General features: G+C 37.2%; 20 protein-coding genes, 1 rRNA gene and 1 pseudogene. 13 read left to right on the top strand and 9 right to left on the bottom strand.

Going from position 1 to position 26,685, the window contains the following annotated elements; all coding sequences use genetic code 11:
* Positions 1-2: 2 nt before the first annotated feature.
* Positions 3-137 (bottom strand): 50S ribosomal protein L34, encoded by a 135-nt coding sequence (rpmH, locus tag B9T28_RS14195; RefSeq protein WP_000831329.1) that lies wholly within the window; start codon positions 135-137, stop codon positions 3-5.
* A gap of 684 nt (positions 138-821) precedes the next feature.
* Here rpmH and dnaA point away from each other — a divergent pair.
* The 5 genes from dnaA (at position 822) to B9T28_RS14170 (ending at position 7,650) form a co-directional block, all read left to right on the top strand.
* Complete coding sequence (gene dnaA / locus B9T28_RS14190) at positions 822-2,213, top strand: chromosomal replication initiator protein DnaA (RefSeq protein ID WP_086204631.1); 1,392 nt, start codon at positions 822-824, stop codon at positions 2,211-2,213.
* A gap of 107 nt (positions 2,214-2,320) precedes the next feature.
* Complete coding sequence (dnaN, locus tag B9T28_RS14185) at positions 2,321-3,469, top strand: DNA polymerase III subunit beta (RefSeq protein ID WP_086204630.1); 1,149 nt, start codon at positions 2,321-2,323, stop codon at positions 3,467-3,469.
* 23 nt (positions 3,470-3,492) lie between these two features.
* Positions 3,493-4,575 (top strand): DNA replication/repair protein RecF, encoded by a 1,083-nt coding sequence (recF, locus tag B9T28_RS14180; RefSeq protein ID WP_086204629.1) that lies wholly within the window; start codon positions 3,493-3,495, stop codon positions 4,573-4,575.
* 52 nt (positions 4,576-4,627) lie between these two features.
* Entirely contained in the window at positions 4,628-7,099 is a 2,472-nt protein-coding gene (gene gyrB / locus B9T28_RS14175; protein ID WP_086204628.1) for a DNA topoisomerase (ATP-hydrolyzing) subunit B, read from the top strand.
* A 182-nt stretch (positions 7,100-7,281) separates the two neighbouring features.
* Positions 7,282-7,650: a hypothetical protein gene (locus B9T28_RS14170; RefSeq protein ID WP_086204627.1), complete on the top strand. Its 369-nt coding sequence runs from the start codon at positions 7,282-7,284 to the stop codon at positions 7,648-7,650.
* Positions 7,651-8,750: 1,100 nt separating this feature from the next.
* On the opposite strand, the gene B9T28_RS14165 is transcribed toward B9T28_RS14170, so the two are convergent.
* Entirely contained in the window at positions 8,751-10,679 is a 1,929-nt protein-coding gene (locus tag B9T28_RS14165; RefSeq protein WP_086204626.1) for an ATP-binding cassette domain-containing protein, read from the bottom strand.
* A gap of 186 nt (positions 10,680-10,865) precedes the next feature.
* Here B9T28_RS14165 and B9T28_RS14160 point away from each other — a divergent pair, with 186 nt between their 5' ends.
* From B9T28_RS14160 to erpA, 4 genes are all read left to right on the top strand, one after another.
* Complete coding sequence (locus B9T28_RS14160; RefSeq protein ID WP_086204652.1) at positions 10,866-11,861, top strand: putative solute-binding protein; 996 nt, start codon at positions 10,866-10,868, stop codon at positions 11,859-11,861.
* A gap of 273 nt (positions 11,862-12,134) precedes the next feature.
* Positions 12,135-13,142, top strand: coding sequence for a putative solute-binding protein (locus tag B9T28_RS14155; protein WP_086204625.1), 1,008 nt, complete (start codon positions 12,135-12,137; stop codon positions 13,140-13,142).
* A 227-nt stretch (positions 13,143-13,369) separates the two neighbouring features.
* Positions 13,370-14,374: a putative solute-binding protein gene (locus B9T28_RS14150; RefSeq protein WP_086204624.1), complete on the top strand. Its 1,005-nt coding sequence runs from the start codon at positions 13,370-13,372 to the stop codon at positions 14,372-14,374.
* 134 nt (positions 14,375-14,508) lie between these two features.
* Positions 14,509-14,844: an iron-sulfur cluster insertion protein ErpA gene (gene erpA / locus B9T28_RS14145; protein ID WP_086204623.1), complete on the top strand. Its 336-nt coding sequence runs from the start codon at positions 14,509-14,511 to the stop codon at positions 14,842-14,844.
* Between the two features lie 52 nt (positions 14,845-14,896).
* Here the strand turns inward: erpA and B9T28_RS14140 are convergent.
* Positions 14,897-15,743 (bottom strand): annotated as a pseudogene (locus B9T28_RS14140) (alpha/beta fold hydrolase).
* A gap of 126 nt (positions 15,744-15,869) precedes the next feature.
* Positions 15,870-16,997, bottom strand: coding sequence for an anhydro-N-acetylmuramic acid kinase (locus B9T28_RS14135; RefSeq protein WP_086204622.1), 1,128 nt, complete (start codon positions 16,995-16,997; stop codon positions 15,870-15,872).
* A 62-nt stretch (positions 16,998-17,059) separates the two neighbouring features.
* Between B9T28_RS14135 and tyrS the strand changes: the two genes are divergently transcribed.
* Positions 17,060-18,292 carry a tyrosine--tRNA ligase gene (gene tyrS / locus B9T28_RS14130; protein WP_086204621.1) on the top strand — a complete coding sequence of 411 codons (1,233 nt, stop codon included), beginning with the start codon at positions 17,060-17,062 and terminating at the stop codon, positions 18,290-18,292.
* Positions 18,293-18,992: 700 nt separating this feature from the next.
* Here tyrS and B9T28_RS14125 read toward each other — a convergent pair.
* The 5 genes from B9T28_RS14125 to B9T28_RS14105 form a co-directional block, all read right to left on the bottom strand.
* Positions 18,993-19,370 (bottom strand): hypothetical protein, encoded by a 378-nt coding sequence (locus B9T28_RS14125; RefSeq protein WP_086204620.1) that lies wholly within the window; start codon positions 19,368-19,370, stop codon positions 18,993-18,995.
* A gap of 116 nt (positions 19,371-19,486) precedes the next feature.
* A complete protein-coding gene (locus tag B9T28_RS14120) occupies positions 19,487-20,392 on the bottom strand; it encodes a matrixin family metalloprotease (RefSeq protein WP_252053666.1) in 906 nt (301 codons plus the stop codon).
* Positions 20,393-20,611: 219 nt separating this feature from the next.
* Positions 20,612-22,555, bottom strand: a complete 1,944-nt coding sequence (dnaK, locus tag B9T28_RS14115) for a molecular chaperone DnaK (RefSeq protein WP_086204618.1) — start codon at positions 22,553-22,555, stop codon at positions 20,612-20,614.
* 119 nt (positions 22,556-22,674) lie between these two features.
* A complete protein-coding gene (gene grpE / locus B9T28_RS14110; protein ID WP_086204617.1) occupies positions 22,675-23,208 on the bottom strand; it encodes a nucleotide exchange factor GrpE in 534 nt (177 codons plus the stop codon).
* Positions 23,209-23,595: 387 nt separating this feature from the next.
* Entirely contained in the window at positions 23,596-24,048 is a 453-nt protein-coding gene (locus tag B9T28_RS14105) for a hypothetical protein (RefSeq protein WP_086204616.1), read from the bottom strand.
* Positions 24,049-24,254: 206 nt separating this feature from the next.
* On the opposite strand from B9T28_RS14105, the gene B9T28_RS14100 reads away from it, so the two are divergent.
* The 3 genes from B9T28_RS14100 to B9T28_RS14090 all read left to right on the top strand — a co-directional run.
* The gene (locus B9T28_RS14100) at positions 24,255-25,322 is read left to right on the top strand and encodes an alpha/beta hydrolase (RefSeq protein ID WP_086204615.1); all 1,068 of its coding nucleotides are present in this window, start codon (positions 24,255-24,257) and stop codon (positions 25,320-25,322) included.
* Positions 25,323-25,615: 293 nt separating this feature from the next.
* Positions 25,616-26,179, top strand: a complete 564-nt coding sequence (locus tag B9T28_RS14095) for a peptidylprolyl isomerase (RefSeq protein WP_434057141.1) — start codon at positions 25,616-25,618, stop codon at positions 26,177-26,179.
* 424 nt (positions 26,180-26,603) lie between these two features.
* A 16S ribosomal RNA gene (locus tag B9T28_RS14090) occupies positions 26,604-26,685 on the top strand; the annotation flags it as partial.

The raw sequence follows: 26,685 nt of genomic DNA, 5'->3' as shown, positions 1-26,685 counted from the left end.
ACTTATACAGTTAAGCTATGACGACCTTTTGCACGACGACGAGCTAAAACTTGACGACCAGCTTTAGTAGCCATACGAGCGCGGAAACCATGAACACGCTTACGCTTTAATTCAGAAGGTTGGAAAGTACGTTTCATATCGAAACTCCAAAAATGATCTTTGTATAAAGGTTCGCGATTTTATTGCGCATTGTTTGTTCTGTCAATGTATAACTCGCTTTAGTTACATATAAGTTCCAATTTTAGACAAAAATGCAAAATCCAATAACGAACTTGTAAAAATCGATAAAACATATGTTCACATGTTAACTCTTTATTTTATAATGTTAATATAAGTTACTCACACAGATATCAACAAAGTTATCCATAAACACGATTTAAATTAAATTTACAACTGTGGTTTAAATTTAAAATTAGTCATTGTTTGAATTTAAATTCAAGATTGAATAGTTATCCACAAAAGGTTAGTTCCTTATAAATAAATTCAAATTTAAAATTTATATTTATTATTATTAGGGCTGCATTTTTCTGTGGAAATCACTGTTTTAAATTTAAAAACCAACATTTTAGATTGTGGATAAACATGGTTTAAATGGTTTGATGGATTGTGGATAAGTCTAGGGTGTATTTTATCCACAGGTTGTGGTTGAGTTTATCCACATCTGCTTTAAATTTAAATTTAAAAGCAGTAAGTTTCTTTTTTAAGCTAATTTAGCTGAAATTAGCCATGACAGATGTGGGTAACTTAGTTAGAATGGCGACCCCCCATATAGGGTGGTTATTGGTTTTAAATTTAAAACGGAATTGAATAAGGGGTTTCACATGCTTTGGACGGACTGCTTAACTCGCTTGCGACAAGAGCTCTCTGATAATGTCTATGCGATGTGGATTCGTCCTTTGGTTGCAGAAGAGGTTGGAGATACATTACGACTTTATGCACCTAATCCATATTGGACACGCTATATTCAAGAGCATCACTTAGAATTAATTTCTATTTTGGCAGAACAATTATCAGAAGGCCGTGTTCGTAAAGTTGAAATTACAGTTGATTCTCGACCTGGTGCAATTTTATCTGCAGCTGAACAACCTGCAACGACTACTGCTGCATTGGATTCGTCATCATCTCAGATTATTATTGCGAAACCGAAAAAAGATAAAGAACATGAAACGGTATCGCCTAAAAACTCAAAAAAACGGTTACTAAATCCATTATTTAGCTTTGCTCTATTTGTTGAAGGTCGTTCGAACCAAATGGCCGCGGAAACCTGCCGAAAAGTTTTAACCCAATTGGGTGAATCTCAACATAATCCGCTGTTTTTATACGGACCTACGGGCTTAGGTAAAACTCATTTAATGCAAGCAGTTGGAAATGCTTTATTACAAGCAAAACCAAATGCGCGTGTGATGTATATGACTGCTGAAAGTTTTGTTCAGGATTTTGTGAGTTCTTTGCAAAAAGGTAAAGTTGAAGAATTTAAGAGGAATTGCCGCTCATTAGATTTATTGTTGGTGGATGATATTCATCTTCTGGCTGGTAAAGAAGCAAGTTTGGTTGAGTTCTTTTATACGTTTAATGCATTACTCGATGAATCTAAGCAAATTATTTTAACCTCTGACCGTTATCCTAAGGAATTGACTGAGCTAGATCCGCGTTTAGTGTCGCGTTTTTCTTGGGGATTATCAGTTGGTGTTGAACCACCAGATATTGAAACACGAATCGAAATTTTGCTGAAAAAAGCAGAAAGTAGTGGGATCGATTTACCACGAAATTGTGCTTTATTTATTGCACAACAAGTGGTTGCCAATGTTCGTGAACTTGAGGGTGCACTGAATAAAGTGGTCGCAATTTCACGTTTTAAAGGCACTTCAATTGATTTAGACGTGGTTCGTGAATCACTTAAAGATGTATTGGCAATTCGCGCACGAACTATTAGTACTGAGAACATTCAGCGTGTGGTGAGTGAATATTTCCGTATTCCATTGAAAGAGTTGGTAGGTCCCAAACGGACCCGTATTTTTGCACGACCACGCCAATTGGCGATGGGTTTAGCACGTGAATTAACGGGAGATAGTTTCCCTGAAATTGGCATGGCATTTGGTGGGCGTGATCACAGTACTGTGATGCATGCATGTGAAAAAGTGCAAAGCTTACGTGGTGAAGATCCAATTTTTAATGAAGATTACAAGAACTTATTACGCTTACTTCAAAGCTAATTTTTGATCAAATTCTGCTCTTGCAATGCGGTATAATCTACCGCATAGTACACAGCTAAAAAATAAATTTATCTGTCCCCAATTATCCAGTTTTAGAGGAATCCACCGTGCGTTTGAAAATCGCTAAAGAGAGCTTAGTCAATGTTTTATCCCATGTGGTTGGAGCAGTTGAACGTCGCCACACTTTGAACATTCTTTCAAACGTAAAAATTCAAGCGACAAATCAAGCTTTAACCATTACAGGTTCTGACTTAGAAGTTGAATTGGTGGCGAGTACCACATTAAATGAAGGTGCGTGTATTCAAGCAGGCGAGACCACTGTTCCAGCACGTAAATTGATGGATATCTGTAAGTCTTTACCTGCAGCAGCACTGATTGATCTACAAATTACTGAAGATCAACGTTGTATCTTAAAGTCAGGCAATAGTCGCTTTGTTTTGGGGACTTTACCTGCTGAAGATTATCCATTGTTGACCACTGAAAATAGTCAAGGTACGCAAGTTCAGGTGACTGAACGTGAATTAAAACGCTTATTTGAAAAAACTGCATTTGCTATGGCGGTGCAGGATGTGCGTTTTTATCTGACTGGAACCTTGTTAGAAATTGATGACAATCGCTTACGTGCAGTGACCACCGATGGTCACCGTTTAGCATTGTGTGAAACTATGGCTTCTTCATCAGCGACACAAGCCATTCAAGCGATTGTGCCACGTAAAGCGGTTGCTGAATTACAGCGTTTATTGAGCATCGAAGATGATCAATTGACATTATTGATTGGTCGTGAATTATTAAATGTAACCATTCAAACGCCAAGTCGTGATAAAGAACAAGGTGATATTACTGTTCGTTTCACCACGAAGTTGATTGATGGTAAGTTCCCTGATTATCGTCGTGTTATTCCACGTGGTGGTGATAAGGTTGTGACGATTGCGCATGATGTGTTTAAACAATCATTGCAGCGTGTGGCTATTTTAAGTAATGAAAAATTACGTGGCGTGTTTTTGAACTTTAATGCTGATTCTTTACAACTTCGTGCCAATAATCCGGAGCAAGATGAGGCGATTGAAGATTTAGCTATTCAGTATGCAAATACACCAATGGAAATGTCATTTAATGCACAATATCTTCTAGAAGTATTAAGTGTTTTAGATGGTGATGATGTTGCAATAACTATGACTGAGGCAAATCAATCTGTGTTGGTTCAAGATCTTACACAACAGGATCAAACCTACGTTGTCATGCCAATGCGTGTTTAATTGACTATCTATTTAGATCAACTATGCATATTACGCGTTTAAATATACAACGTGTTCGGAATTTAAAAACGGTTGCACTGCATGGCTTGCAACCGTTTAATGTTTTTTATGGGCAAAATGGTTCAGGGAAAACATCAATTTTAGAAGCAATTCATTTATTAGCGACGGGGCGTTCGTTTCGAACGCATATGCCTAAAAACTATATTCAAAATGAAACGACAGATGCGATTGTATTTGCGCAATCGGCGACTGAAAAAATAGGCATGCAGAAGCTTTTATCGGGTGAGCAATTGATCAAGGTCAATGGTGATACGGTGGCGACGCAAGGGCAGCTTGCTAAAATTTTACCGTTGCAGCTCATTGATCCGTTGAGTACCGATATTATTGATCATGGTGCTAAACCGCGCAGACAACTTTTAGATTGGTTGATGTTTCACGTGGAACCTGAGTTTTATCATGCATGGCAATATTATTCTCGGGCATTGAAACAGCGTAATAGTTTGCTTAAGTCACAACGAAATTTAAGGCTACTCGATTTAGAACCATGGAACAAAATGCTCAGCGATTATGGTGAGATTTTACATTCGCAGCGAGTTGAAATTGTAGAGCAATGGAAAACCTATTTGCAGAATGATTTAGCTCAATTGCTACCAGATTTAAGTGTTGAATTGGAATACAGTGCAGGGTTTCATGTGGAGCATGGCTTAGCTCACGATCTGATTCATTATCATCAAAAAGATCTAGACAGACGTTATACTGAGTATGGTCCACACCGTGCAGATTTACGCTTAAGAACCGCTATGGGAGACGCCGATGTGGTACTCTCAAGAGGACAGAAAAAGTTATTGATTATGGCGCTAAAGCTATCACAAATCGCCATGTTACATGCTTGTAATAGGGAAACTGTGGTATTATTAGATGATGTGACAGCAGAATTAGATTTAACTGCACAGCGCCGTTTAATTGCGCGATTAAGCCAACTTGGTAGCCAAGTTTTTATGACTACTTTAGACCATGAATCAGTAAAAAAACATTTACATGATTTGTCTATTTCTTACCAATTATTTAATGTTGATCACGGTCAAGTTCAAGTTATTGTGACATGATTTTAGATTTTACCCATCTTTGGATAGAGCTATTTTTCACTAGGGAGAAACCATGAGTTCAGAAGATCAAGCAGCTTCTCAAGTAGAACCAACCAATGAAAAAGCTTATGACTCCTCTAGTATCAAAGTATTACGTGGTCTAGATGCGGTTCGCAAACGCCCAGGCATGTATATTGGTGATACTGACGATGGTTCAGGTTTGCACCATATGGTATTCGAAGTGGTCGATAATGCGATTGATGAAGCATTAGCCGGACACTGTGATGAGATTCTTGTGACCATCCATGAGGATGAGTCAGTGAGCGTTTCTGATAATGGTCGTGGTATTCCTACTGATATTCATCCTGAAGAAGGTGTGTCAGCAGCAGAAGTAATCTTAACGATTCTACATGCTGGTGGTAAATTCGATGACAATAGTTATAAGGTTTCTGGTGGTTTGCACGGTGTTGGTGTTTCAGTTGTAAATGCTTTGTCGAGTAAATTACTGCTGAATATTCGTCGTGCGGGTAAGGTTTTTGAACAAGAATATTGCCATGGCGATCCTGTCTATAAATTACGTGAAATTGGTGAGACTACAGAGTCGGGGACGACCGTTCGTTTCTACCCGAGTGAGTTAACATTCTCGCAAACAATTTTTAGTGTGGATGTCTTAGCGCGTCGTTTACGCGAGCTTTCATTCCTAAATGCGGGTGTTCGTATTGTTCTGCGTGATGATCGAGTTGCTGCGGAACATGTGTTTGATTATGAAGGTGGCTTGTCTGAATTTGTGAAATATATCAACCAAGGTAAAACCCACCTAAATGATATTTTCCATTTCACGTCAGAGTCAGTTGAAACTGGTATTACGGTAGAAGTGGCATTGCAATGGAATGATAGTTATCAGGAAAATGTACGCTGTTTTACCAACAATATTCCACAAAAAGATGGTGGTACGCATTTAGCGGGTTTTCGTGCAGCATTAACACGTGGTTTAAATCAATACCTTGATAGTGAAAACATTCTCAAAAAAGAGAAAGTGGCTGTGACGGGTGATGATGCTCGTGAAGGTTTAACTGCGATTGTTTCAGTGAAAGTTCCTGATCCAAAATTCTCTTCGCAAACCAAAGAAAAATTGGTATCGAGTGAAGTGAAAACTGCTGTAGAGCAGGCAATGAATAAATCATTCTCTGAATATTTATTGGAAAATCCACAAGCTGCAAAATCTATTGCTGGTAAAATTATTGATGCTGCACGTGCGCGCGATGCTGCACGTAAAGCGCGTGAATTAACACGACGTAAAAGTGTATTAGATATTGCGGGGCTACCTGGTAAATTGGCAGATTGCCAAGAAAAAGATCCTGCACTTTCTGAGCTGTATTTAGTTGAAGGTGACTCGGCGGGCGGTTCTGCTAAGCAGGGACGTAACCGTAAGATGCAAGCGATTCTGCCACTGAAAGGTAAAATCCTAAACGTCGAGCGTGCTCGTTTTGACAAGATGATATCTTCGCAAGAAGTTGGTACGCTGATTACTGCATTGGGTTGTGGTATTGGTCGTGAAGAATACAATCCAGATAAATTACGCTATCACAAAATTATCATCATGACCGATGCTGACGTAGATGGTTCACATATTCGTACTTTGTTGTTGACCTTCTTCTTCCGTCAAATGCCTGAATTGGTCGAACGTGGTTATATTTATATTGCTCAACCGCCTTTGTATAAGTTGAAGAAAGGTAAGCATGAGCAATATATGAAAGACAATGATGCATTAGAAACATTCTTAATTTCGAATGCGATTGATGATCTTAATTTACATATTAGTGCTGATTCACCTGCTATTCGTGGCGAATCATTGGCGCGTGTAATTTCTGATTATCAAACATCTCAAAAGAGTTTAAAGCGTTTAACAGTACGTTATCCTGCGAGTCTGCTTGATGGTTTATTGGGTCTCGAAGCATTTAAACTGGATCAAAATCATAATGAAAATTATGTGCAACAATGGGCGGAACAATTACGTTTAGCAATTACCGAATTCCAACCAAGTCTGCGTCCTGAAATTACGCTTGAATCGTTTGCAAAAGAACATGCTAACGGTGAGATAATTACGCATTTTTGGCCACGTGTGACGATTTATGTGCATAACTTGCCGCATCATTATTTGCTTGATTCGGGTCTGTTAGCGTCAAATGAATATAAACGTTTGCTGCAAAACTCGAAAAGTTGGTTTACTTTACTTGAAGATGGCGCATTTTTGCAAAAGGGTGATCGTACAATTCAAGTAGCTAATTTCCATCAAGTTTGGCAACAAATTTTAGCAGATTCACGTCGTGGCATGATGATCCAACGTTATAAAGGTTTGGGTGAGATGAATGCGGATCAACTTTGGGAAACCACAATGGATCCTGAAAACCGCAATATGCTTCAGGTGACAATTGATGATGCTATTGAAGCAGATCGTATGTTCTCATGCTTAATGGGGGATGATGTAGAACCACGTCGTGCCTTTATTGAAGAGAATGCGCTCAATGCCGATATTGATGCTTAATTAAAGCAATGCGAATAAAAAAAAGCATCCTGAAGGATGCTTTTTTTATTTGGTAAAATTTTGTTTAAAATGATGCGTTGTTTATTCATTTTGCATCTATTTTGATTGTTTTTATAAAAATGTCTTATTTCTATGCCAAAATTAGGTCAATTCACTTATTTTATATAAAACAGGATAGTGTTATGGATAAGCAATTAGAACAAACACGTGATAGTTGGATAAATGCTTTTTTTACTGGAAATTGTGTTGTTTTAGCAGAACATGAAGATCAAAATTTTAAAGTGATTAATGAAAAAAAAGGAATGACTGAAAGTAATTTAATGCGCTATGAAAAAATTGCGCATGCAGTTAAAAATGGAGTTTGGAAACCACAAAAGCCGAATGTATTGAGTGAAGAATTAGAGTTTAATCGTGAACTCACGCAATGCATTGTGACTTTAGAGTTAGAAGATGAAGCTACTGTTATTCAAGAGTTATGGGTTTACCAAGAAGCGTGGAAAATTACAGAACTTAGATTCTGCAAAGTAATGGATAGAATCAGAATGGATTAAATCTATTTTTATTTAATTGATTTTGTGCATTATTATTCAAGTTTCAACCTTATATCTATTCAGTATCTTAAATAATAATGCATTAAAGTGATAATAATCTAATCATAAAAGATATTAAATTGATTCAGTTTGTTGTTTTTATGAGCTTAGTTTCAATGATAATGAGTAATATCTATTCTAAAAATTGATTCAGTATGTTTAATTGACTTAAATTGAAGTTGAAAAAGGTAAAGAGCACTGTGTTTTTATGGTCACTCGTATGTGTGGTGTCGATCATTATAAATTTTATTTCATCAAAAATATGGCCTGGTAGATGGATCGGTGTAAGAAGAATAAAGCCTTAAAGAGTCGTGGATAGCCCTTCAATCTTTTCCTCAAACACAAAAATATTTCATCCAATTAAAAAATAATGATCCTAAAAGATTGATTTAGAACTCAGTATCAATCAAATTTTTGCTGCTTTTGATGGTTAAACAGTAAGATGAAAATGTGTTGTCTTCATTTTTCATTCGTCAGAATTCACTATGTGTTGTACAAAAATAAAGCTAAAATTATTATAAATTTTTGTGGATAACTTATTTAACCCAACGAAAAGATTAAATTGGAATGGGCTGATTTATAAAAATAAGCTTTCAAAAATTCGCTTTAACAAAAATAAGTGCATAAAATTATGAGTCAGATGTAATTTATCCACAATATTGATTTCTGAAAAATACATTTTGCTTATTTAAATTTAAAAAATAATTTTTCTATACTTGTGGATAAGTGTTTGTGTTAGATCTGAAAATTGACCTGAATAATGTGAGTTATTGAAACTGCTTTGATTCTGTAAATGTGATGATTGTTTAATACTTCTTAATATGTTCCACGGTGTCTAAATTCAAATCATAACTAAAAGTTATATATTGAAATTTATGTTTTTCAGTTGTTTATTGTATTTATTTGATGGTCGAGCATAAGCACTCGTTTATGTATGGGGTAATAGGATGAAGGATGAAGTCAGGTTTTAAATGATGAATTTTTGCAAAGGATACGCTTGTAGAAAATAAAAAACTGCCTTCGAAAAGGCAGTTTTTTATCTAAAACAATGAATTAATAAATTAACTCTCTAATTCTTCTAATTCCAGCATCAGTTCAAGGATTTGTTCTTCAGCTTGTGCCAACTTTGCTTTGAGTTCCGTTTGCTCATTCATCAGTTTGAGTAAATCATCCTTACGATTGGCTTCATATAGGGCAGTCTCTCCCAATAAGACTTCAATTTCTGCTACACGAGGCTGAATTTTGGCAATTTGAGCTTCATTTTTTTCAATATTTTTACGGATAGGGCGACTCAATTCACGTTGACGAGCCGCTTCTTTACGCTGTCCTTCTTTATCAAGTTTTGAAATGCTTGGTTTCACTTCAACTTTTGATTTTACGGGTGCAGCAGGTTGCTTCCCACCATTTTTGATCATATCGATACGTGCTTGGCGTAACCAATCTGCATAAGCAACCAAGTCCCCATCAAATTCGCGACTTTCACCACCATGAACGAGGATCAGTTCATCACAAACACTGGCAACCAATTGACGTTCATGTGAAACAAGAACCACAGCTCCTTCAAAATCAGTCAAAGCCATAGTCAATGCATGACGCATATCTAAGTCTAAATGGTTGGTTGGTTCGTCTAGAATCAATACGTTTGGACGTTGCCATACAATTAACGCCAAAGCTAAACGTGCACGTTCACCACCTGAAAAGCTTTCACTTGGTGTATCCATACGTTCGCCAGAAAAACCAAAGCTACCTAAGAATGAACGTAAGCTTGCTTCACTGACTTTTTTATCTGCAATACGCGCCAATTGCAACATTGGGCTAGCATTGCCATCCAAAGCATCCATTTGGTGCTGTGCAAAGTAACCGACATTGAGTAGTTCAGAATCTTTACGTTCACCTTGGAGCAATTGTAAATCACCAACCAATGATTTAATCACGGTCGATTTACCTGCACCATTCATGCCGAGTAAACCAATACGACTGGTTGGGGTAATTTGTAGATTCACATTGGTCACAATAATTTTGTCACCATAGCCGATATCTGCATTTTCAAGTTCAAGTAACGGTGAACTCATTTTGCTTGGTTCACGGAAACTAAAGGTAAAAGGGGTATCTACATGGGCAGCAGAAAGCTCTTGCATCCGTTCCAATTGTTTAATACGACTCTGTGCTTGTTTCGCTTTGGTGGCTTGTGCTTTAAAACGGTCGATATATTTTTGTAGATGTGCACGTGTTTCTAGTTGTTTTTCATAGGCTTGTTGTTGTTGTGCTAAACGTTCACTACGGGTACGTTCGAAGGTCGAATAGTTACCGGTATACATGATCAATTCTTGATTTTCGATGTGTAGAATATGATCGGTAATTGCATCTAAGAAATCACGGTCATGCGAAATTAGAATGAGCGTACCTTCATACGCTTTTAACCAATCTTCTAACCAAAGAATAGCATCTAAGTCTAAATGGTTGGTTGGCTCATCGAGAAGTAATAGATCTGAACGGCTCATCAACGTACGTGCAAGGTTCAGACGCATACGCCAACCGCCTGAAAAGCTGGATACATCGAGTTGAGACTGATGTTCAAAGAAACCCAAACCTGCCATCAATTGCGATGCTTTTGAAGGTGCTGAATAGCCATTAATTTCATCAAAACGACCGTATAGATGCGCAAGTTCATCATCGCTTAATGCATCAGGTTGATCTAATTTATGTTGAATATCCCAAAACTCTTCATCACCTGAAAGTACGAAATCAATCGCTTTCATATCCAATGCTTTGATTTCTTGTGCCATATGCGCAACAGTCCAGACTGCCGGACGAGTTAATGAGCCACTATCTGACTCTATGCCACCTAGGAGTGCATTGAATAAGGTTGATTTACCTGCGCCGTTTACGCCAGTTAAGCCAATTTTCCAACCGGGATGGAGTTGCATGGATGCTTTTTGAAATAAAACACGTCCACCGCGACGTATAGAAAGTTGTTCTAACTGAATCATTGATGATCTAACTATGAAATACAGGATGGCGTATTTTAAAGGATAAACACGCGCATAACACAAAATAATGCATTATTAAAAAATATGATTTTTATCGGAATTTAGAGTTTTAGCTCTATTTTTGTTCGGTAAAGCAAATTATATTAGATTATACAAAGTTGTACGTGAGTATAAGGATTTACGATGATGAAAAAGTTACTTGCACTAACAGTATGTATTTGTTCAGGGTCAGTTCAAGCGAAGCAAGATATCTGTGTGTTTGATTTACTGGGTAAAGCTGGTGAATCTTATAAAATGATGGAGGAGTGGGCACTTGCTGCAAAAGTGTGGAATGCAGATGTGCGATTAATCGCTTATCAAAATGAAGAAAAAGCAGATAATGATTTTAAAAGTGGAAAATGTGCTGCGATTTATATGACCACAATGCGCGCGCGCGCATATAATAAATTTGCAGGTTCTATTGATGCTTTGGGCGGTGTTCCGAGTAATGCCATTGCCAACAAAGCCATTGTTTATGTTTTAGATAAAAGAAATATTAAACGATTAAAAACAACGATTGATAATGTGGAGTATGAGGTGGGCGGTATTGGACAAATTGGGCCAGCCTATATTTTTGTTAAAGATCGAAATATAAATACCATTGAGAAAGGTACAGGGAAAAAATTTGCTGTTTTAGAATATGATAAAGCACAAATTGCCATGGTTAAACGTGTTGGTGCGATTCCCGTTCTGTCAGATGTTTCCGATTTTGTGGGCAAGTTTAATAAAGGGCAAGTCGAGATGGTCGGTGCACCGGCTTATGCATTTAAACCGTTGGAAATGGACAAAGGTTTAGGTGCAAATGGCGCGCTATTTAATTTTCCAGTGCTCAATGTCACCGCGGATTTAATTTTTAATACTGATAAATTTCCGAATAATTTTGGCATGCAATCGAGAGATTGGTTTATCAAGCAATTACCTCGCCAATTTGCCATGGTCAAACGTTTAGAAGATAGTATTCCTGCGAAATATCGAATGAATTTATCTAAAGACGAAAAAGAAAAGTATCAAAAATTATTAAGAGAGGGACGTATCGATTTAACGAAACAAGGTGTCTATGATGCAACTATGATGTCTGTGTTAAAAAAAGCCCGTTGTGCAATAGAAAGAACCAATTTTGAATGTTCTATCAGCGGTGAATAATGGGTTGTTTCAGTCATATAGAATCTTTTGATATACATCTTATGGTTTAAATCGTTAATTGATATGCTATGTTAGTGTGATTTTATAGATAAAATTACATAAAAATGCAAAGTTGAATAAATAGTTCAAAACATAAATATTTGAAATAAATAAAGTTAAAAATAATTATTAAAAAAGTGGAGTAAAAGCTCTATTTTTTTTCAATTAAGCTGATTAATATTGCATACATGGAAAAATACCTATTATTAATCATAAAACGATAAGGATGTAATGATGAAAAAAATGGCTTTAGCGATTGCCGCAACTTCAATTGTGGGTTTATCTTCTACTGCACAAGCAGCAGTGAATATTTGCGTGTTTGATTTGTTAGGAAAATCAGGTGAATCATTCCAAATGGCACAAGAATGGGCATTAGCATCTAAAGGCTGGGGTGCAGATGTCAATTTACTGCCTAAGCAAGATGAATCAGTTGCGGATAATGATTTTAAAGCAGGCAAGTGTGACGGCGTATTTATGACTGCAATGCGCGCACGTCAATATAATAAATTCGTAGGATCAATTGATTCACTTGGTGGTGCACCAAGCAATGCTATTGCACAAAAAGCGATTACTTTTGCATTAGATGGTCGTAATGCTGCAAAAATGACCACTAATCTTGGTGGTAAAAAATATGAAGTAGCTGGTGTTGCTCCATTGGGCTCAGCATTTATTTTTGTTCGTGATAAAGGGATTAACTCGATAGAAAAAGCAGCAGGTAAAAAGTTTGCTGTACTGAGTTATGACGATGCACAAAAGATCATGGTACAACGTGTTGGTGCTCAGGCGGTTCCATCTGACGTGACTAACTTTGTGGCTAAATTCAATAACGGTCAGGTCGATATGGTGGGTGCACCAGCATATGCTTATAAACCTTTAGAAATTTATAAAGGTTTAGGTAAAAATGGTGCGATGTTTAATTTCCCTGTGTTGCAAGTGACCGCAGATTTAGTTATTCGTCCAGAAAAATTCCCAGCAGGTTTTGGTCAGAAATCACGTGATTATTTTGTGAAAAATTTACCAAAAAGCTTCTCAATGATTAATCGCTTAGAAGCGGGTATTCCAGCAAATTATAAAATGAATTTAACGGCAGATGATAAGCTTAAATATCAAAAACTTATGCGTGATGGTCGTTTAGAACTCACTAAAATGGGTATTTATGATGCGAGCATGATGTCAGTACTGAAAAAGGCGCGTTGCTCTGTCGAGAAAGCCAACTTTGAGTGTTCACTCGGCGGCGAATAATTTAAAATTTCAAAAAGCCCAGAATTAATTCTGGGCTTTTTGAGTTTTATGCTATGTCATTTGTGCCATTGCATCACAAACTCAATCACGTATCCTTGTTCAAAGAAGCACTCTCCAATTTAAATACAATTAAGTTTTGAGACCTTATTTAAAAATAAAAAGTGTGCACAAAAAATTAAGTTTAACAATGGAATATCAAAGTTTCTGCATATGGAAGGAAAATTAACATGGAATTCTCTAAACCGTTTTTATTATCTGTAGGCTTAATTGTTGCAGCTTCAACGGCCCAAGCCAAACAAGTGATGTGTGTATTTGATTTAGTCGGTAAGAATGGTGACGTATTTACGTTAATGCGAGATTACCAGCTTGCTGCTAAAAACTGGGGCGCCGATATTGAGCTGAAAGTTGGTCAGAATGAAGGGGTGATTGCAGAGGATTTCAAAGCAGGGAAATGTGATGCGGTGAGTATTACCGGTATGCGTGGTCGTCAATTCAATAACTTTACGGGTTCATTGGATGCCATTGGTGCAATACCAGATGTCAGTCTCGCGGTTAAAATTATGCAAGGCTTAGCCAATCCTACTTTTGCAAAGTTTATGACACATGGTAAATATGAAGTCGTAGGGGTTATTCCGGTGGGTGATGCTTTTTTAATGGTGAATGATCGAAATATCAATACTGTGGCAAAAGCGGCAGGTAAAAAAATAGCGGTTTTAGATTATGACCAAGCGCAAAAAATTATGGTGCAGCAAATTGGTGCTCAAGCTGTCAGTGCGGATGTGACTAATTTTGGTAGTAAATTTAATAATGGCCAAGTTGATATTATTGGTGCGCCGGCAGCAGTTTTTAAACCACTAGAATTACACAAAGGTTTGGGGGCAAAAGGTGCAATTGTGAATTATCCGTTGTTACAAGTAACTGGTAATTTGATTATTCGCCCAGAAAGTTTTCCAGCAGGCTTTGGCCAAAAATCTCGTGATTGGGTCAAGAGCCAATTACCTCGCGCAAATTCAATTTTGGGTAAAATGAAGGCTGATATTCCTGCGAAATATTGGATGCAAGTTCCAGCAGGAGATAAACCAGGTTATCAGAAACTTATGCGTGAATCTCGTATTAGCTTAACCAAGCAAGGGGTTTATGATCGCCGTATGATGAAACTGTTGTGGCAGTTCCGTTGTAAGAACGAACCGCAAAACTTTGAATGTGCACTTCAAGATGAGAATTATAAATAATATGAATTAATTCCGAGAAAATTACTCAGAATAAACTTTAAAGTTCTCAAACTGACCATATATTGAGTATGCTATACTGAATATATGGTTTTTATGTTCAAAATCGACCAAATTTGTTTGAGGAAAAATCCGCCATGAATGCTCAAGTGCTTGAGATGACTGATAATGCTGCTAAAAAAGTTCGTCAGCTTCGTGACAGTGAAGGAAATCAAGACCTGATGTTACGTGTATATGTGACGGGTGGTGGTTGTTCTGGTTTTTCTTATGGTTTTAATTTTGCTGAAAGCGTAAATGAAGATGATGCTAAATTTGAAAATGGTGATGTCACCATGTTAGTAGATTCGCTTAGTTATCAGTATTTAGTGGGTTCTAAAGTAGATTATCTTGAAGGATTAGAAGGCTCACGCTTTATTGTTGATAATCCAAATGCAACCACAACTTGTGGCTGTGGTTCATCATTTTCGATTTAATCTGTATCGATTTTAAAAGCCTTCTTTAAATAAGAGGGCTTTTTTTATTGGTTTATGATTGGATGGTTTCCAAGATTGCTTGACTCAGTTGTTGAGCATTTTGGACTGGAATCCAGTGCATCGCATCCATAATGACTTCTTTATAGGGTGCATTTACATATTGTTTGTTGAGTTCCACACTTTTAATTCCAATGGCTGAATCGCGTTTCCCCCAAATAAATAAGGTTGGAACTTGTATTGGCTGAGTTAAATGCTTGTTTGAACTAAATGGAATGCCTCTATACCAATTTAAGGCATTCCTTAAACGTTTGTCCTGCACTATATCTTGGCGGAAATCTTGTAATTGTTGCGCGCGCCGTCATACCTGAATTTTTTAAAAGTGCCTCTCCAATTTTTGGAAATTTTTCAAATAATAATTCAGGAATAATCGGTAGTTGAAATAAACCGATATAATAAGATTTGAGCAATTGATTGCTACTGAGCATCGAGTGGATAAAAGCGGCTTGATGTGGAACAGAAATAGTAATTAAATGTTTAATCTTTTCGGGGTATTTTTGTGCAATATCCCACGCAATGACAGCTCCCCAATCATGACCAACCAAATAAACAGGTTGTTGGATGATTTCTAGTAGGATATTTATATCTGCAACTAATGCAGCGCTTCGATAGGCAGATCGTGCTTTAGGCTGAGCTTTTAGGCTATAGCCACGTTGATTTACGGCAAATGTTCGAAAGCCTTGTGCATTTAAAATTTTACTGGTTTGTTGCCAGCTTTTATTGGTTTCAGGAAAGCCATGTAATAGTACAAAGGGTTGACCTACTAATGGCCCAGAATCAATGACCTCAAAAGTTAAGCCATCGTGTTGATAGTATTCTAATCGTTGTATGGTTAAATTCATTGTTATTTCGGTGACTATTTTTCTTTATATTGTGGTTTTTAGTCTGATTTTTTAACAGCAAAATGGGACACTTTTAGGGATTAAAAGGTCGAATATTGTAGAACAGTATTCGACCAAAAATCAAAATCAAACGGCGGTTATGGTGCCTAAGACTCTAAAGCCTTGTGCACCTGTCACAGCTGGTAAATTACCACTGAGTTGATGCATAAAGCGCATGGCTAACCATGCGAAAGCAGTTGCTTCGACCCATGTTGGTGATAAACCTAGAACTTGCGTAGTTTGAATCGTCCAGTGATGTTTGCGTAAGCGCCAGCGTAATTGCTCAAGTAAGTGTGAATTATAAGCACCGCCTCCACAGACATAAACTTCGCCCGTGTCTAATTCCGAACGATAAATGGCTTTTTTAATGGCACGTGTTGTGAGTTTTAACAAAGTTGCTTGAACATTTTCTGGTGTATCTTCTAATTCGTTATATTCCAAATTATTGCGCCAATCTGCGAGTTGTTCATCTAACCACTCTAAATTAAAGTCTTCGCGACCTGTACTTTTTGGGGGTTCCTTGGAAAAATACTCATGAGCTTGTAGACGATCTAATAAAGCGCGAATCGGTTGTCCATAGGCAGCCCAATTGCCATTATCATCATAGGGTAGGCCAGTATAACGATGGCACCAAGCATCCATAAGAATATTGGCGGGGCCTGTGTCAAAACCATAAACGCCATCAGCATTTCCTGCGGGAAGCATGCTGACATTGGCAATGCCTCCCAAATTTAAAATCACACGATGAATGCTTGAATGTTGAAACAGTGCTTGATGAAATGCAGGCACAAGTGGAGCGCCCTGACCACCGGCAGCCATATCACGGCGACGGAAATCTGAAATCACAGGAATTTGAGTGATTTCGGTAATAATATTTGGATCACCAATCTGTAATGTAAAACCATGTTCAGGACGGTGACGAATAGTTTGGCCATGTGAACCAATCGCTTTAATTTGAGTTCTATCTAAATGATGGTCTTGTATTAGTTGATTAATGCCCTGACCAATCATGGTTGCTAACGCAACATCGGCTTTGCCCATACGATCAATTTCATTATCGTCAGGTAAGGTTAAAGCCATGAGTTCATCACGTAAATGAGGATCAAATGCAACAGTTAAGGTGGCATGAACTTGTAATGGATCAAATGAAGCGGCAACAAAATCGACGCCGTCCATGCTGGTTCCAGTCATTACGCCAATATAGATTGTTGTCATGAAGATACTTCGCCTGCATTATGCTGAAAAAGTGTTAGTATATCGCACAAATTGAACAACTGATGTATTTGGGTTTTGTGATGTCAAATTTCCTGCCGGCTGAAGAACAACTTGCCCTCATTCAACGAGGCACTCATGAAATTATCTCTAAAGAGGATCTACTTAAGAAACTCAAAGAGAATAGACCTTTAAAGGTTAAGGCCGGTTTCGATCCGACTGCACCTGATTTACATTTAGGTCATACTGTACTGATTAATAAACTAAAAACCTTTCAAGATTTGGGTCATGAGGTGACTTTCTTGATTGGTGATTACACCGCTATGATTGGTGACCCAACGGGTAAAAGTGCCACACGTCCACCATTGTCACGTGAACAAATTTTAGAAAATGCCAAAACCTATCAAGAGCAAGTCTTTAAAATTCTTGATCCGAATAAAACGAAAGTACGTTTTAACTCAGAATGGTTTGCAGAAAAAACTGCAGCTGATTTAATTCAATTGGCATCACAGCAAACTGTGGCACGTATGTTAGAGCGTGATGACTTTACTAAGCGTTATAACAACCATCAACCAATTGCAATTCATGAGTTTTTATATCCATTGGTACAAGGCTATGACTCAATTGCATTGGAAGCCGATGTTGAATTAGGTGGGACAGATCAAACTTTTAACCTGTTGATGGGGCGTACGCTGCAAGGTCGTTATGATCAAGAAGCGCAAGTCTGTATTACCGTACCTATTCTTGAAGGTTTAGATGGCGTGAATAAAATGTCTAAATCTTTAGGCAATTATATTGGCGTATTTGATGCACCAGGTGCAATGTATCAAAAAGTATTATCCATGCCAGATAGTTTGATTGAGCGTTATTTTGATTTGCTTAGCTTTAAATCTTTGGATGAAATTTCAAGTCTGCTTAAAGAAATTGAAGCAGGGTGTAATCCTCAAGAGATTAAGAAAATTTTAGCGTTAGAATTAGTTGAGCGCTTCCATGGAAGTGATGCTGCAGCCAATGCACATAAAGGTGCTGGCAATATCATTACTGAAGGTGAGTTACCTGAGGGTACGCCAGAGGTGACGATTTCTCGTGGTGAGTTTGGTGGGGAGATGTTTATTGCATCTATTTTACGTTCTGCTGGTTTAACTAAAAATGCAGCTCAAGCCAAAGATGCGGTGGCACGTGGTGCTGTGAAAGTGGATTGGGAAGTGGTGGATGCTAGTTTCTCTGTAAATGAAAATAAAACATACATTATCCAAGCGGGTAAAAAAGCGATTGCGCGAGTTACTTTCACTGATTAATGATAACGTATTGATATATAAAAAGAGCCATCATGATTGATGGCTCTTTTTTTGTAATAGCATTTTCTTTAGCATTAAATATAATATATAAATTAAAAAAACTTCTATAAAAACATGTATTAATTTTTCCTATTTATATTGATTTAAACAACAGGAATGCTTATATTGAATTTTCTAAGCTGTAGTGTGTGTCACATTTCAGATGTGCGAGATGAAAATAATAAGTGAAATAAAATTATAAAATCGAAACAATATAATCGGTCTTATGACTGTATTAACTCCAAGGAGAAGAGATTTTGGGAGAAATCTTTTCTCCTTTTTATTTGTCTCTATTTTCTGAAAGAAGTTTAGAGGAATCATTAAATTTTAGGAATCAACGGCAATCAATTGCAGCTTAGTTTTTGTATTTAATTTAAAATAATCAGAAAAGATTGAAGCAGATTAAAATGGGACTACAGAATTTAATCCTCAAACTATAGTGTACGGTGAAACAAAATTAACAACGCAATAAAAAGTGTTCCACGTGAAACAATCATCGCATTGGTGCAAGTTGTAATCTCATGCTCATCGTGGTGATATTGTGCTATTTCAGTGATCAGTCGGGTGATTGAAGAGTGGAGCAATACATTGTATAAAGTAGATTGGGCTGGAATGAGTCAGGTATTTGACCATGTTTGTCTTAGCCAAATACCATGTTCATTTATTCTATTTCAGATGGGTCTAATTTTACCGCTTCTAAAATATCCAAAATCACCGCAGTTACATCTTGAGTTAAATCTCGATCATTAAAAATTTCATAGGCGCTAATCGTGATATCAGTATCACTTGGTAATTGTTTTTGTTCTTCTTCAATTAAGTGTTGAATCGGGAGTAAGGTTTGTTTAATCGAGAGATGTAAAACATCTTTAAATTCGATATTTTCATCTTCAAACTCAAGCGTTTGTTCATTATAAAAAGGCAATAGAATTGCATGGAGATAGGGTTGAATCTCGGTAATATCAAATATTTCAATATCGCGAGTTTGTTCAATAGTGCTGATATGATCATTTACTTCAAGAATAATATGATAATAACTCACGGCAATCTCCTTTAAAATTCATCATTCGACAATAACATGATGTGGTAGATAAATGATTTAAATAGATACAAATCCATATAAAAATTATGCGTTTTTATTGTCTATTTTAAACATTGTTAATGTCTTGAGTTTAACAGTTCTAAGTCCGAATTCGTTAATTTAAAGTTTTTCAAATCTTGTTCTTTCATCACGGGGTACATCAAGGCTTTGGGATCTTGGTTATGTGATAAGCCTAATGCATGACCCAGTTCATGGGCAATGGTGAGGCGTAAATCATCCTCCGACTCAAACTCATAAATATTAATTTCTTGGCCATTAAACAGTCCTTTATCAAATTGACGGGCTTGGAAGCGATGCTTGAATTGATCAACTGACTGGTTAAATTGTTGATTCATTGCATTCACATGATAGGCTTTCTGGTTCAGCTGACTCACTTTAAGATTGAACTCATTGATCTGCTGTTGTAATTCCAATTGTTCTTGTTGCAGTTGCTGTTTTTGCAGATTCAATTGCTGGCGAGTAGTATCGCTCAAAGTGTGTTGTGCCTGATTAAAGTCTTGAACCCTCTGATTGTATTGTGCAAGCTGAGTTTGATAATTAGATTGATGAATATCTAATTCATGTTTAGTTTGCTCAAGTTGAGCATCCAAGTGAGTCAATTTTTGATGTTCTGAATCAGTATATTGTCGAGTATTTTCAATGATGCGAATTGCTTGCTGACGTTGAATGGACTCAGCTTGGCGCTCATCGTAAATTAAATTAATGCTGAGTTTTGCATGAGGATCATAGACAAACTGCTTTTGTATGTTGCCTTGTTGCCAAATCGCAGCGGCTTGTTGAGTTGACTGCTGTACTTGTTCAGGAGATAGATTAAAGCGAGGATCAATACTTCCAATGCGATAACGCAACCGAGTATCGAAGGGATGTTGAATCCGATCTAGGGTGGAGTTATGTGTTAATTGAGGGTGGATTTTGCGTTGAATCGTAAAATAAGCCGTCACTACAATTAAAGCGAGAATCATCCAAGTACGCATTTTTGATATTTTAATTTAGTGTGAATAGGATTAATTTATACAAAACTGAATTATTGGCAAGTAGAGATTTGATGGGGATATTTTATCTTAACTTTTTTAATCCTTATATCGCTCGAGCTTTTATCTGTATAGTGAATCACGCATTGTTAAACATAAAAAAAACCGCGCTTTCGCGCGGTTTTTTATTAACTGAATTAAAGCGACAAATTATTTTTTGTCATCTTTAACTTCAGTGAACTCAGCATCTACAACGCCATCATCCGCTTTTTGTTGTTGACCCGCCTCACCACCTTGGAATGCATTTGGATCAAAACCTTCCGCGCCGCCTTGGCCTTGTGCAGCTTCATAAGCACGTTGGCTAATTGGCATGATGATGTTTTGTAAAGCTTCAGTTTTCGCTTTAATGTCTTCAACATCATTTTCTTTGGTAGAAGCTTCAAGCTCAGCAACTGCAGTTTCAATTGCAGTTTTTTCGTCAGCTGTGACTTGCTCACCCAAATCTTTCACTGCTTTTTGCGAGCTAGAAACTAAAGCATCGGCTTCGTTACGTGCTTTCGCAAGTTCTTCAAATTTACGATCTTCTTCAGCATTCGCTTCAGCATCTTTAATCATCGCTTCAATTTCAGCATCGCTCAAACCAGAGTTTGCTTTAATTTGAATTGATTGTTCTTTACCTGTGCTCTTGTCTTTCGCAGATACTTTCAAGATACCATCAGCATTGATATCGAAAGATACTTCAATTTGTGGCACACCACGTGGAGCAGGTGGGATATCGCCTAATTGGAAGTTACCTAACAATTTGTTTTGCTGTGCCATTTTACGTTCACCTTGGAACACAGAAATGTCTACAGCAGGTTGGTTGTCAGCAGCAGTTGAGAACACTTGAGATTTCTTCGCAGGAATCGTGGTGTTTTTCTCAATGATCGCTGTTAACACGCCACCCATGGTTTCGATACCAAGTGTAAGTGGTGTAACGTCAAGTAAAAGTACGTCAGTTTTGTCACCAGACAATACTGCACCTTGAATCGCAGCACCCATCGCAACTGCTTCGTCAGGGTTCACGTCTTTACGTGGCTCTTTACCGAAGAATTCTTGAACTTTCTGCTGAACCATTGGCATACGTGATTGACCACCGACCAAGATTACGTCAGAGATGTCGCTTGTTGAAAGACCAGCATCTTTAAGCGCAATACGGCAAGGTTCAATCGTACGAGCAATAAGGTCAGCAACTAAGCCTTCAAGTTTTGCACGTGTTACGTTGATCACTAAGTGTTTAGGACCAGTTGCATCAGCTGTGATGTACGGAAGGTTAATTTCAGTTGCGTTAGAAGAAGAAAGCTCAATTTTTGCTTTTTCAGCCGCTTCTTTCAAACGTTGTAATGCAAGTGGATCTTGTTTCAAGTTGAAGTTTTGTTCTTTTTTGAACTCTTCAACCAAGAACTCGATTAACGCGTTATCGAAGTCTTCACCACCAAGGAATGTATCACCGTTAGTCGACAATACTTCGATTTGTTGGTCGCCATCTAAGTCAGCGATTTCAATGATTGATACGTCAAAAGTACCACCACCTAAGTCATAAACTGCGATTTTACGGTCGCCTTCTTTTTTGTCCATACCGAACGCAAGTGCAGCAGCCGTTGGTTCGTTAATGATACGTTTAACTTCTAAACCAGCAATTTTACCCGCATCTTTAGTTGCTTGACGTTGTGCATCATTAAAGTAAGCAGGAACAGTAATTACCGCTTCAGTAACGGTTTCACCTAAATAGTCTTCAGCTGTTTTTTTCATCTTTTTCAAGATTTCAGCTGAAACTTGTTGCGGTGCTAATTTTTTATCGTTTACTTCAACCCAAGCATCGCCATTGTCTGCTTTGATGATTTTGTATGGTACAAGACCGATGTCTTTTTGAACCGCTTGGTCTTGATACTTACGACCAATTAAACGTTTGATTGCATACAATGTATTTTTTGGATTGGTTACTGCTTGGCGTTTTGCAGATTGACCAACAAGAATTTCACCATCTTTGTATGCAACAATTGATGGTGTAGTACGTGTACCTTCTGCGTTTTCAATTACTTTAACTTTGTCGCCTTCAAGTACAGAAACGCATGAGTTTGTTGTACCTAAATCAATACCGATAATTTTAGCCATTGATATTTTTCCTCTTAATTTTTTGCAATTGTTTATGCTTGTTATCCGATATGAGAGCCTTTCAAAATTTTTCAAGTAAAATTGCTGAAAATATTTAATAAACTCTCGAATTTATTGCTTTATTGACCGACCAAGACCATTGCTGGGCGGAGTAAGCGATGGTTTAAGGTATAACCTTTTTGCAATACAGTACCAATTTCATTGGCTTTTGCAGTTGGGTCGATACCTACTGCCTGATGAAGCTCAGCATTAAAGCCATTTGCTGTATTTGCTTCTTCTACACCAAATTTTTCCAAAGTGGTGAGTAAAGATTTTAAGGTGAGTTTGATCCCTTCAACGACTGCGTCTTCTTCATCACCCGCAGCTTGAATAGCACGTTCTAAATTGTCGACTGATTCAAGCAATTCTTTAGAGAATTTTTCAAGCACAGTCTCTTTGTGTTTTTCAGACTCACGTTGAATACGTTCAACACTTTTTTGTGCTTCGTAAACTGCATTTGCAGTACGTGCTTTTTCAAGTTTTAAGCTTTCTTCAAGTTTTTGAATTTGAGTTTGTAAATCTTCAACACTAACTTCAGCTTGAGTTTGATCATTTTGCTGTTCAGCTTGCTCTTGTTGAATGTCTTGAGCTTGTTCATTTTGCTCATTAGCCATTGATGATCTCCGTTTAAATGGGTTCTTAAACATGTACAGTCCTTTGGCTTCAGTAATCACTGGATTAATCCTGAACTGCCATGATTGTTTATTCACTATGAAGTAAAGTGTGGGCGAGCGACAAAAATTCAAGCTTTCAGCGACATAATTTAAAATAATTCAGCTTTTAAGGACTTTTTAGCTGAAAAATACAGGTTTTTTCTAAATTAGAGGGGCGTATGCTCTGATTTATGAGCTTAATTTTGTGATGCTTATTTTCTAAATCTGAGTTCAGTGCTGATTGAAGCTTTACAAGGAATAGTGTGTAAATGGAGGGAGCTTATTTAATTTGAACAACAGATGAGGATGCTCTTAAATCAGTTAAAAGCTGCTATTCATTTATAAAAATTATTCATCCTGATTGTTCCGATTATGCTGATCATATTTTTTATCATGATTTGCATCTTTTCGGTTATCCCGTTGCTTCCATTTTTGATCACGATGTTTATTCTGATCCCAGTAATGATCCTGATTTTGTTCTATAGCGTGTTGCCATTGTTGTTTTTTGGCTTGTTCACGTTGGGTTTGCTCAAGTTGCCATCGTTGATTATTCAATTGTTGTTGATGACGCTTTTGTTCAATATGGGTTTGTTCTAAGCGATAAGCTCTTTCTCTTTCCCATCGAGCCCGTTCATAGCGATCATTACGGTTGTCATAATGACGATCATAGCGATCATCATAAGTACGATACACACCAGATGAATAACCACTATTGTAATATGGTCGATCATTTGGGAAAGCAACACATCCCACTACGCTAAAGGCGATGCCTAGTGAAAGCAAAAATGATTTAATCGTCATAGCTGTAATCTCAGTTTTATCTATTTAGACATAGCAAAAAAATTCCTGATTTATAAATAAATAGTCAATGACATCGATATAAACTCAGATTAGCGTATTCAAGATTCGTATTTGTATATTGATTGCTAGACTTGTATAAGAATATAGTCAATCAAAGCCTGATCATGTAGAAAGTATGAAGATATTAAAATGGGAAGGGATGTTGAATGGTTGCTTTTAATAAGAATCTCCAAGAATTAATAGAAAAAGCACAGGGCACAGCAGGTCGTTCACTCGATCGATTGCCTCGGTTTGCGCAAGAATCATTGGTCAAAGTTTTAGGCTATCCGTATCAATATCCTCAGCTGGATAGTTTCACTAAATGTTTGATGGCCGCACAGCTTAAGCAAGGTAAAGTCGGTTTTATTGGCGACGATGTTATTCATTCGCGCAAACAGTTTGAAGTGCAAATGCAATCCATCATCCATAAGCCGACCTCTATCGCATTCGTGGAAGATATCCGTCTACCTTTGCAAAGTGGCAGTATTTACGCGCGTCACTATCATCCTGCACCGAATAAAAAGTTGCCAATGATTGTATTCTATCATGGTGGTGGGTTTGTGGTAGGCAGTGTGGAGACCCATGATGAGGTTTGTCGTTTAATTGCCATTCATGCCAAAGTACAAGTATTAAGTATTGAATATCCATTGGCACCAGAGGCTGGGCCGCGTGATGTGATTCAGTCCTGTGAGGATGCATTGGCATGGGTCTATCAAAATCGTCGTCATTTTAAAATTTTAAAAAATAGAATTGCTGTGGCTGGAGATAGTGCAGGTGGAAACATTAGTGCTGTGGTTGCTCAGCGCACAGTAAATGCAGCGTATGCGCCACAAGCACAGTTTTTAATTTATCCTGCAGTCGACTTTAAAAGTCGCCATCCATCCTTCTATGCCTATAAAGATGGTCTGGTGCTTACAGGAACTGATATTGATTTTGTAACTGACTATTATGCAGATCGTTATAAGGTGGCGATGGATGATAGTATTATTTCACCGACTTATGGCAGTTTAAGAAAGCTCGCACCTGCTTATGTCATTACTGCTGGACATGATGTGTTGCATGATGAAGGCAAAATTTACGCATATAAGCTTCGTCAAAATGGTGTGAAAGTTCATTATCATGATTATGAGGATCAAACCCATGGCTTTATTAATCTGACCCCAGTATCTAAAAAAGCTAAAAAATACCTTATCGAAATGAGCAAGGACTTTAGAAAATTTTGGGATAAGCAGTAGTACTTATATAAGACGAGTATACGAGCTGAATTTTATTTAATTGAAATTCAGCTTTTTCATTTTAGGATAAAAGTTGCAGCCTTATCGATTGAATCAAATCGATTACTTCCAAATAAAGACATGATCTGATTTAAGTTGGAATAGTCGTTAAAGCTGTTTCTTCATTATTTGAGTCTAAATGCTATTCAACAAATAAAGGTTTTGTAATATTAAAGATAACAGTTTTAATTATGCAGAATCACGAATATAAATAGAGATAACTTTTGATCGTCACATTCTTAGAGGAAAAGATCTTGAAAAAAATATGTATGGCATTGTCTTTAATTTTGATGAGTTCGAGCATCTTTGCAAATACCAAGATGCAAATTAAAACCAATATGGGCAATATTGAAATTGAGCTTTATGATGATAAAGCTCCAATCTCGGCTAAGAACTTCAAATCCTATGTGAAAAGCAATTTTTATAATGGCACCATTTTTCATCGTGTCATTCCTGGGTTTATGATTCAGGGGGGCGGCTTCGATAGCAATATGAAAGAAAAGCCAACACAAGCGGCAATTAAAAATGAAGCAAGTAATGGCTTGAAAAATACACGTGGCACATTAGCCATGGCGCGGACTAATGATCCCAATTCAGCCACCAGCCAATTCTTCATTAATGTAGCGAATAATGATTTTCTGAATCAAGCACCGATGAATCCTGGTTATGCTGTATTTGGTAAAGTCACAAAAGGCATGGATATTGTCGACAAAATTGTAAAAGTACCTACTTCAAATTATGGAGTGTTTGAAAATGTACCTAAACAAGCTGTAAAAATACTCAGTATTCAAACTGTGGCAATAAACACGCAGAAATAATGAAAAATTAAAGCAGAAATAATTTATTCATATTTCTGCTTTATAATTAAAGGTTTAATGATAAATAGTGCATAAATGAACCAAAATAGTGCATAAAAATACAACACTCAACAAAACAATCAGTTAAAAGAGCTTGCACGTGTGGGAAATTCCCCTATACTGTGCTCATCCCGACGCGATACAGCGAAATAAACGAAGCACGAAGTGCTGATGTTGAGTTGATTGCGTTGATATCTTGGCTCTGACGAAGAGCAAGAAGATCATTAAGAGCTTATGAAGAACAACTTGTGTGGATTTTTACTGGTTGATTAATCGAAATTATTTTCATTGATTGATGGTAGAAATTACTCGAAGTTTATTTGAGAAATATTTGTCAGAAAATTGATGAGCCAAGATTGGTAGCCTTTAAGCTACTACTGATTTTAAACTGAAGAGTTTGATCATGGCTCAGATTGAACGCTGGCGGCAGGCTTAACACATGCAAGTCGAGCGGATGAAAGTAGCTT

Origin of the sequence: Acinetobacter silvestris (genome assembly GCF_002135235.1) — a bacterium.
GTDB lineage: Bacteria > Pseudomonadota > Gammaproteobacteria > Pseudomonadales > Moraxellaceae > Acinetobacter > Acinetobacter silvestris.
This window is presented reverse-complemented; position numbering and strand designations above follow the sequence as displayed.

Coding starts and splice junctions, on each gene's coding strand:
- rpmH (WP_000831329.1), bottom strand. CDS start 137: ATGAAACGTACTTTCCAACCTTCTGAATTAAAGCGTAAGCGTGTTCAT.
- dnaA (WP_086204631.1), top strand. CDS start 822: ATGCTTTGGACGGACTGCTTAACTCGCTTGCGACAAGAGCTCTCTGAT.
- recF (WP_086204629.1), top strand. CDS start 3,493: ATGCATATTACGCGTTTAAATATACAACGTGTTCGGAATTTAAAAACG.
- gyrB (WP_086204628.1), top strand. CDS start 4,628: ATGAGTTCAGAAGATCAAGCAGCTTCTCAAGTAGAACCAACCAATGAA.
- B9T28_RS14170 (WP_086204627.1), top strand. CDS start 7,282: ATGGATAAGCAATTAGAACAAACACGTGATAGTTGGATAAATGCTTTT.
- B9T28_RS14165 (WP_086204626.1), bottom strand. CDS start 10,679: ATGATTCAGTTAGAACAACTTTCTATACGTCGCGGTGGACGTGTTTTA.
- B9T28_RS14160 (WP_086204652.1), top strand. CDS start 10,866: ATGAAAAAGTTACTTGCACTAACAGTATGTATTTGTTCAGGGTCAGTT.
- B9T28_RS14155 (WP_086204625.1), top strand. CDS start 12,135: ATGAAAAAAATGGCTTTAGCGATTGCCGCAACTTCAATTGTGGGTTTA.
- B9T28_RS14150 (WP_086204624.1), top strand. CDS start 13,370: ATGGAATTCTCTAAACCGTTTTTATTATCTGTAGGCTTAATTGTTGCA.
- erpA (WP_086204623.1), top strand. CDS start 14,509: ATGAATGCTCAAGTGCTTGAGATGACTGATAATGCTGCTAAAAAAGTT.
- B9T28_RS14135 (WP_086204622.1), bottom strand. CDS start 16,997: ATGACAACAATCTATATTGGCGTAATGACTGGAACCAGCATGGACGGC.
- tyrS (WP_086204621.1), top strand. CDS start 17,060: ATGTATTTGGGTTTTGTGATGTCAAATTTCCTGCCGGCTGAAGAACAA.
- B9T28_RS14120 (WP_252053666.1), bottom strand. CDS start 20,392: ATGATTCTCGCTTTAATTGTAGTGACGGCTTATTTTACGATTCAACGC.
- dnaK (WP_086204618.1), bottom strand. CDS start 22,555: ATGGCTAAAATTATCGGTATTGATTTAGGTACAACAAACTCATGCGTT.
- grpE (WP_086204617.1), bottom strand. CDS start 23,208: ATGGCTAATGAGCAAAATGAACAAGCTCAAGACATTCAACAAGAGCAA.
- B9T28_RS14105 (WP_086204616.1), bottom strand. CDS start 24,048: ATGACGATTAAATCATTTTTGCTTTCACTAGGCATCGCCTTTAGCGTA.
- B9T28_RS14100 (WP_086204615.1), top strand. CDS start 24,255: ATGGTTGCTTTTAATAAGAATCTCCAAGAATTAATAGAAAAAGCACAG.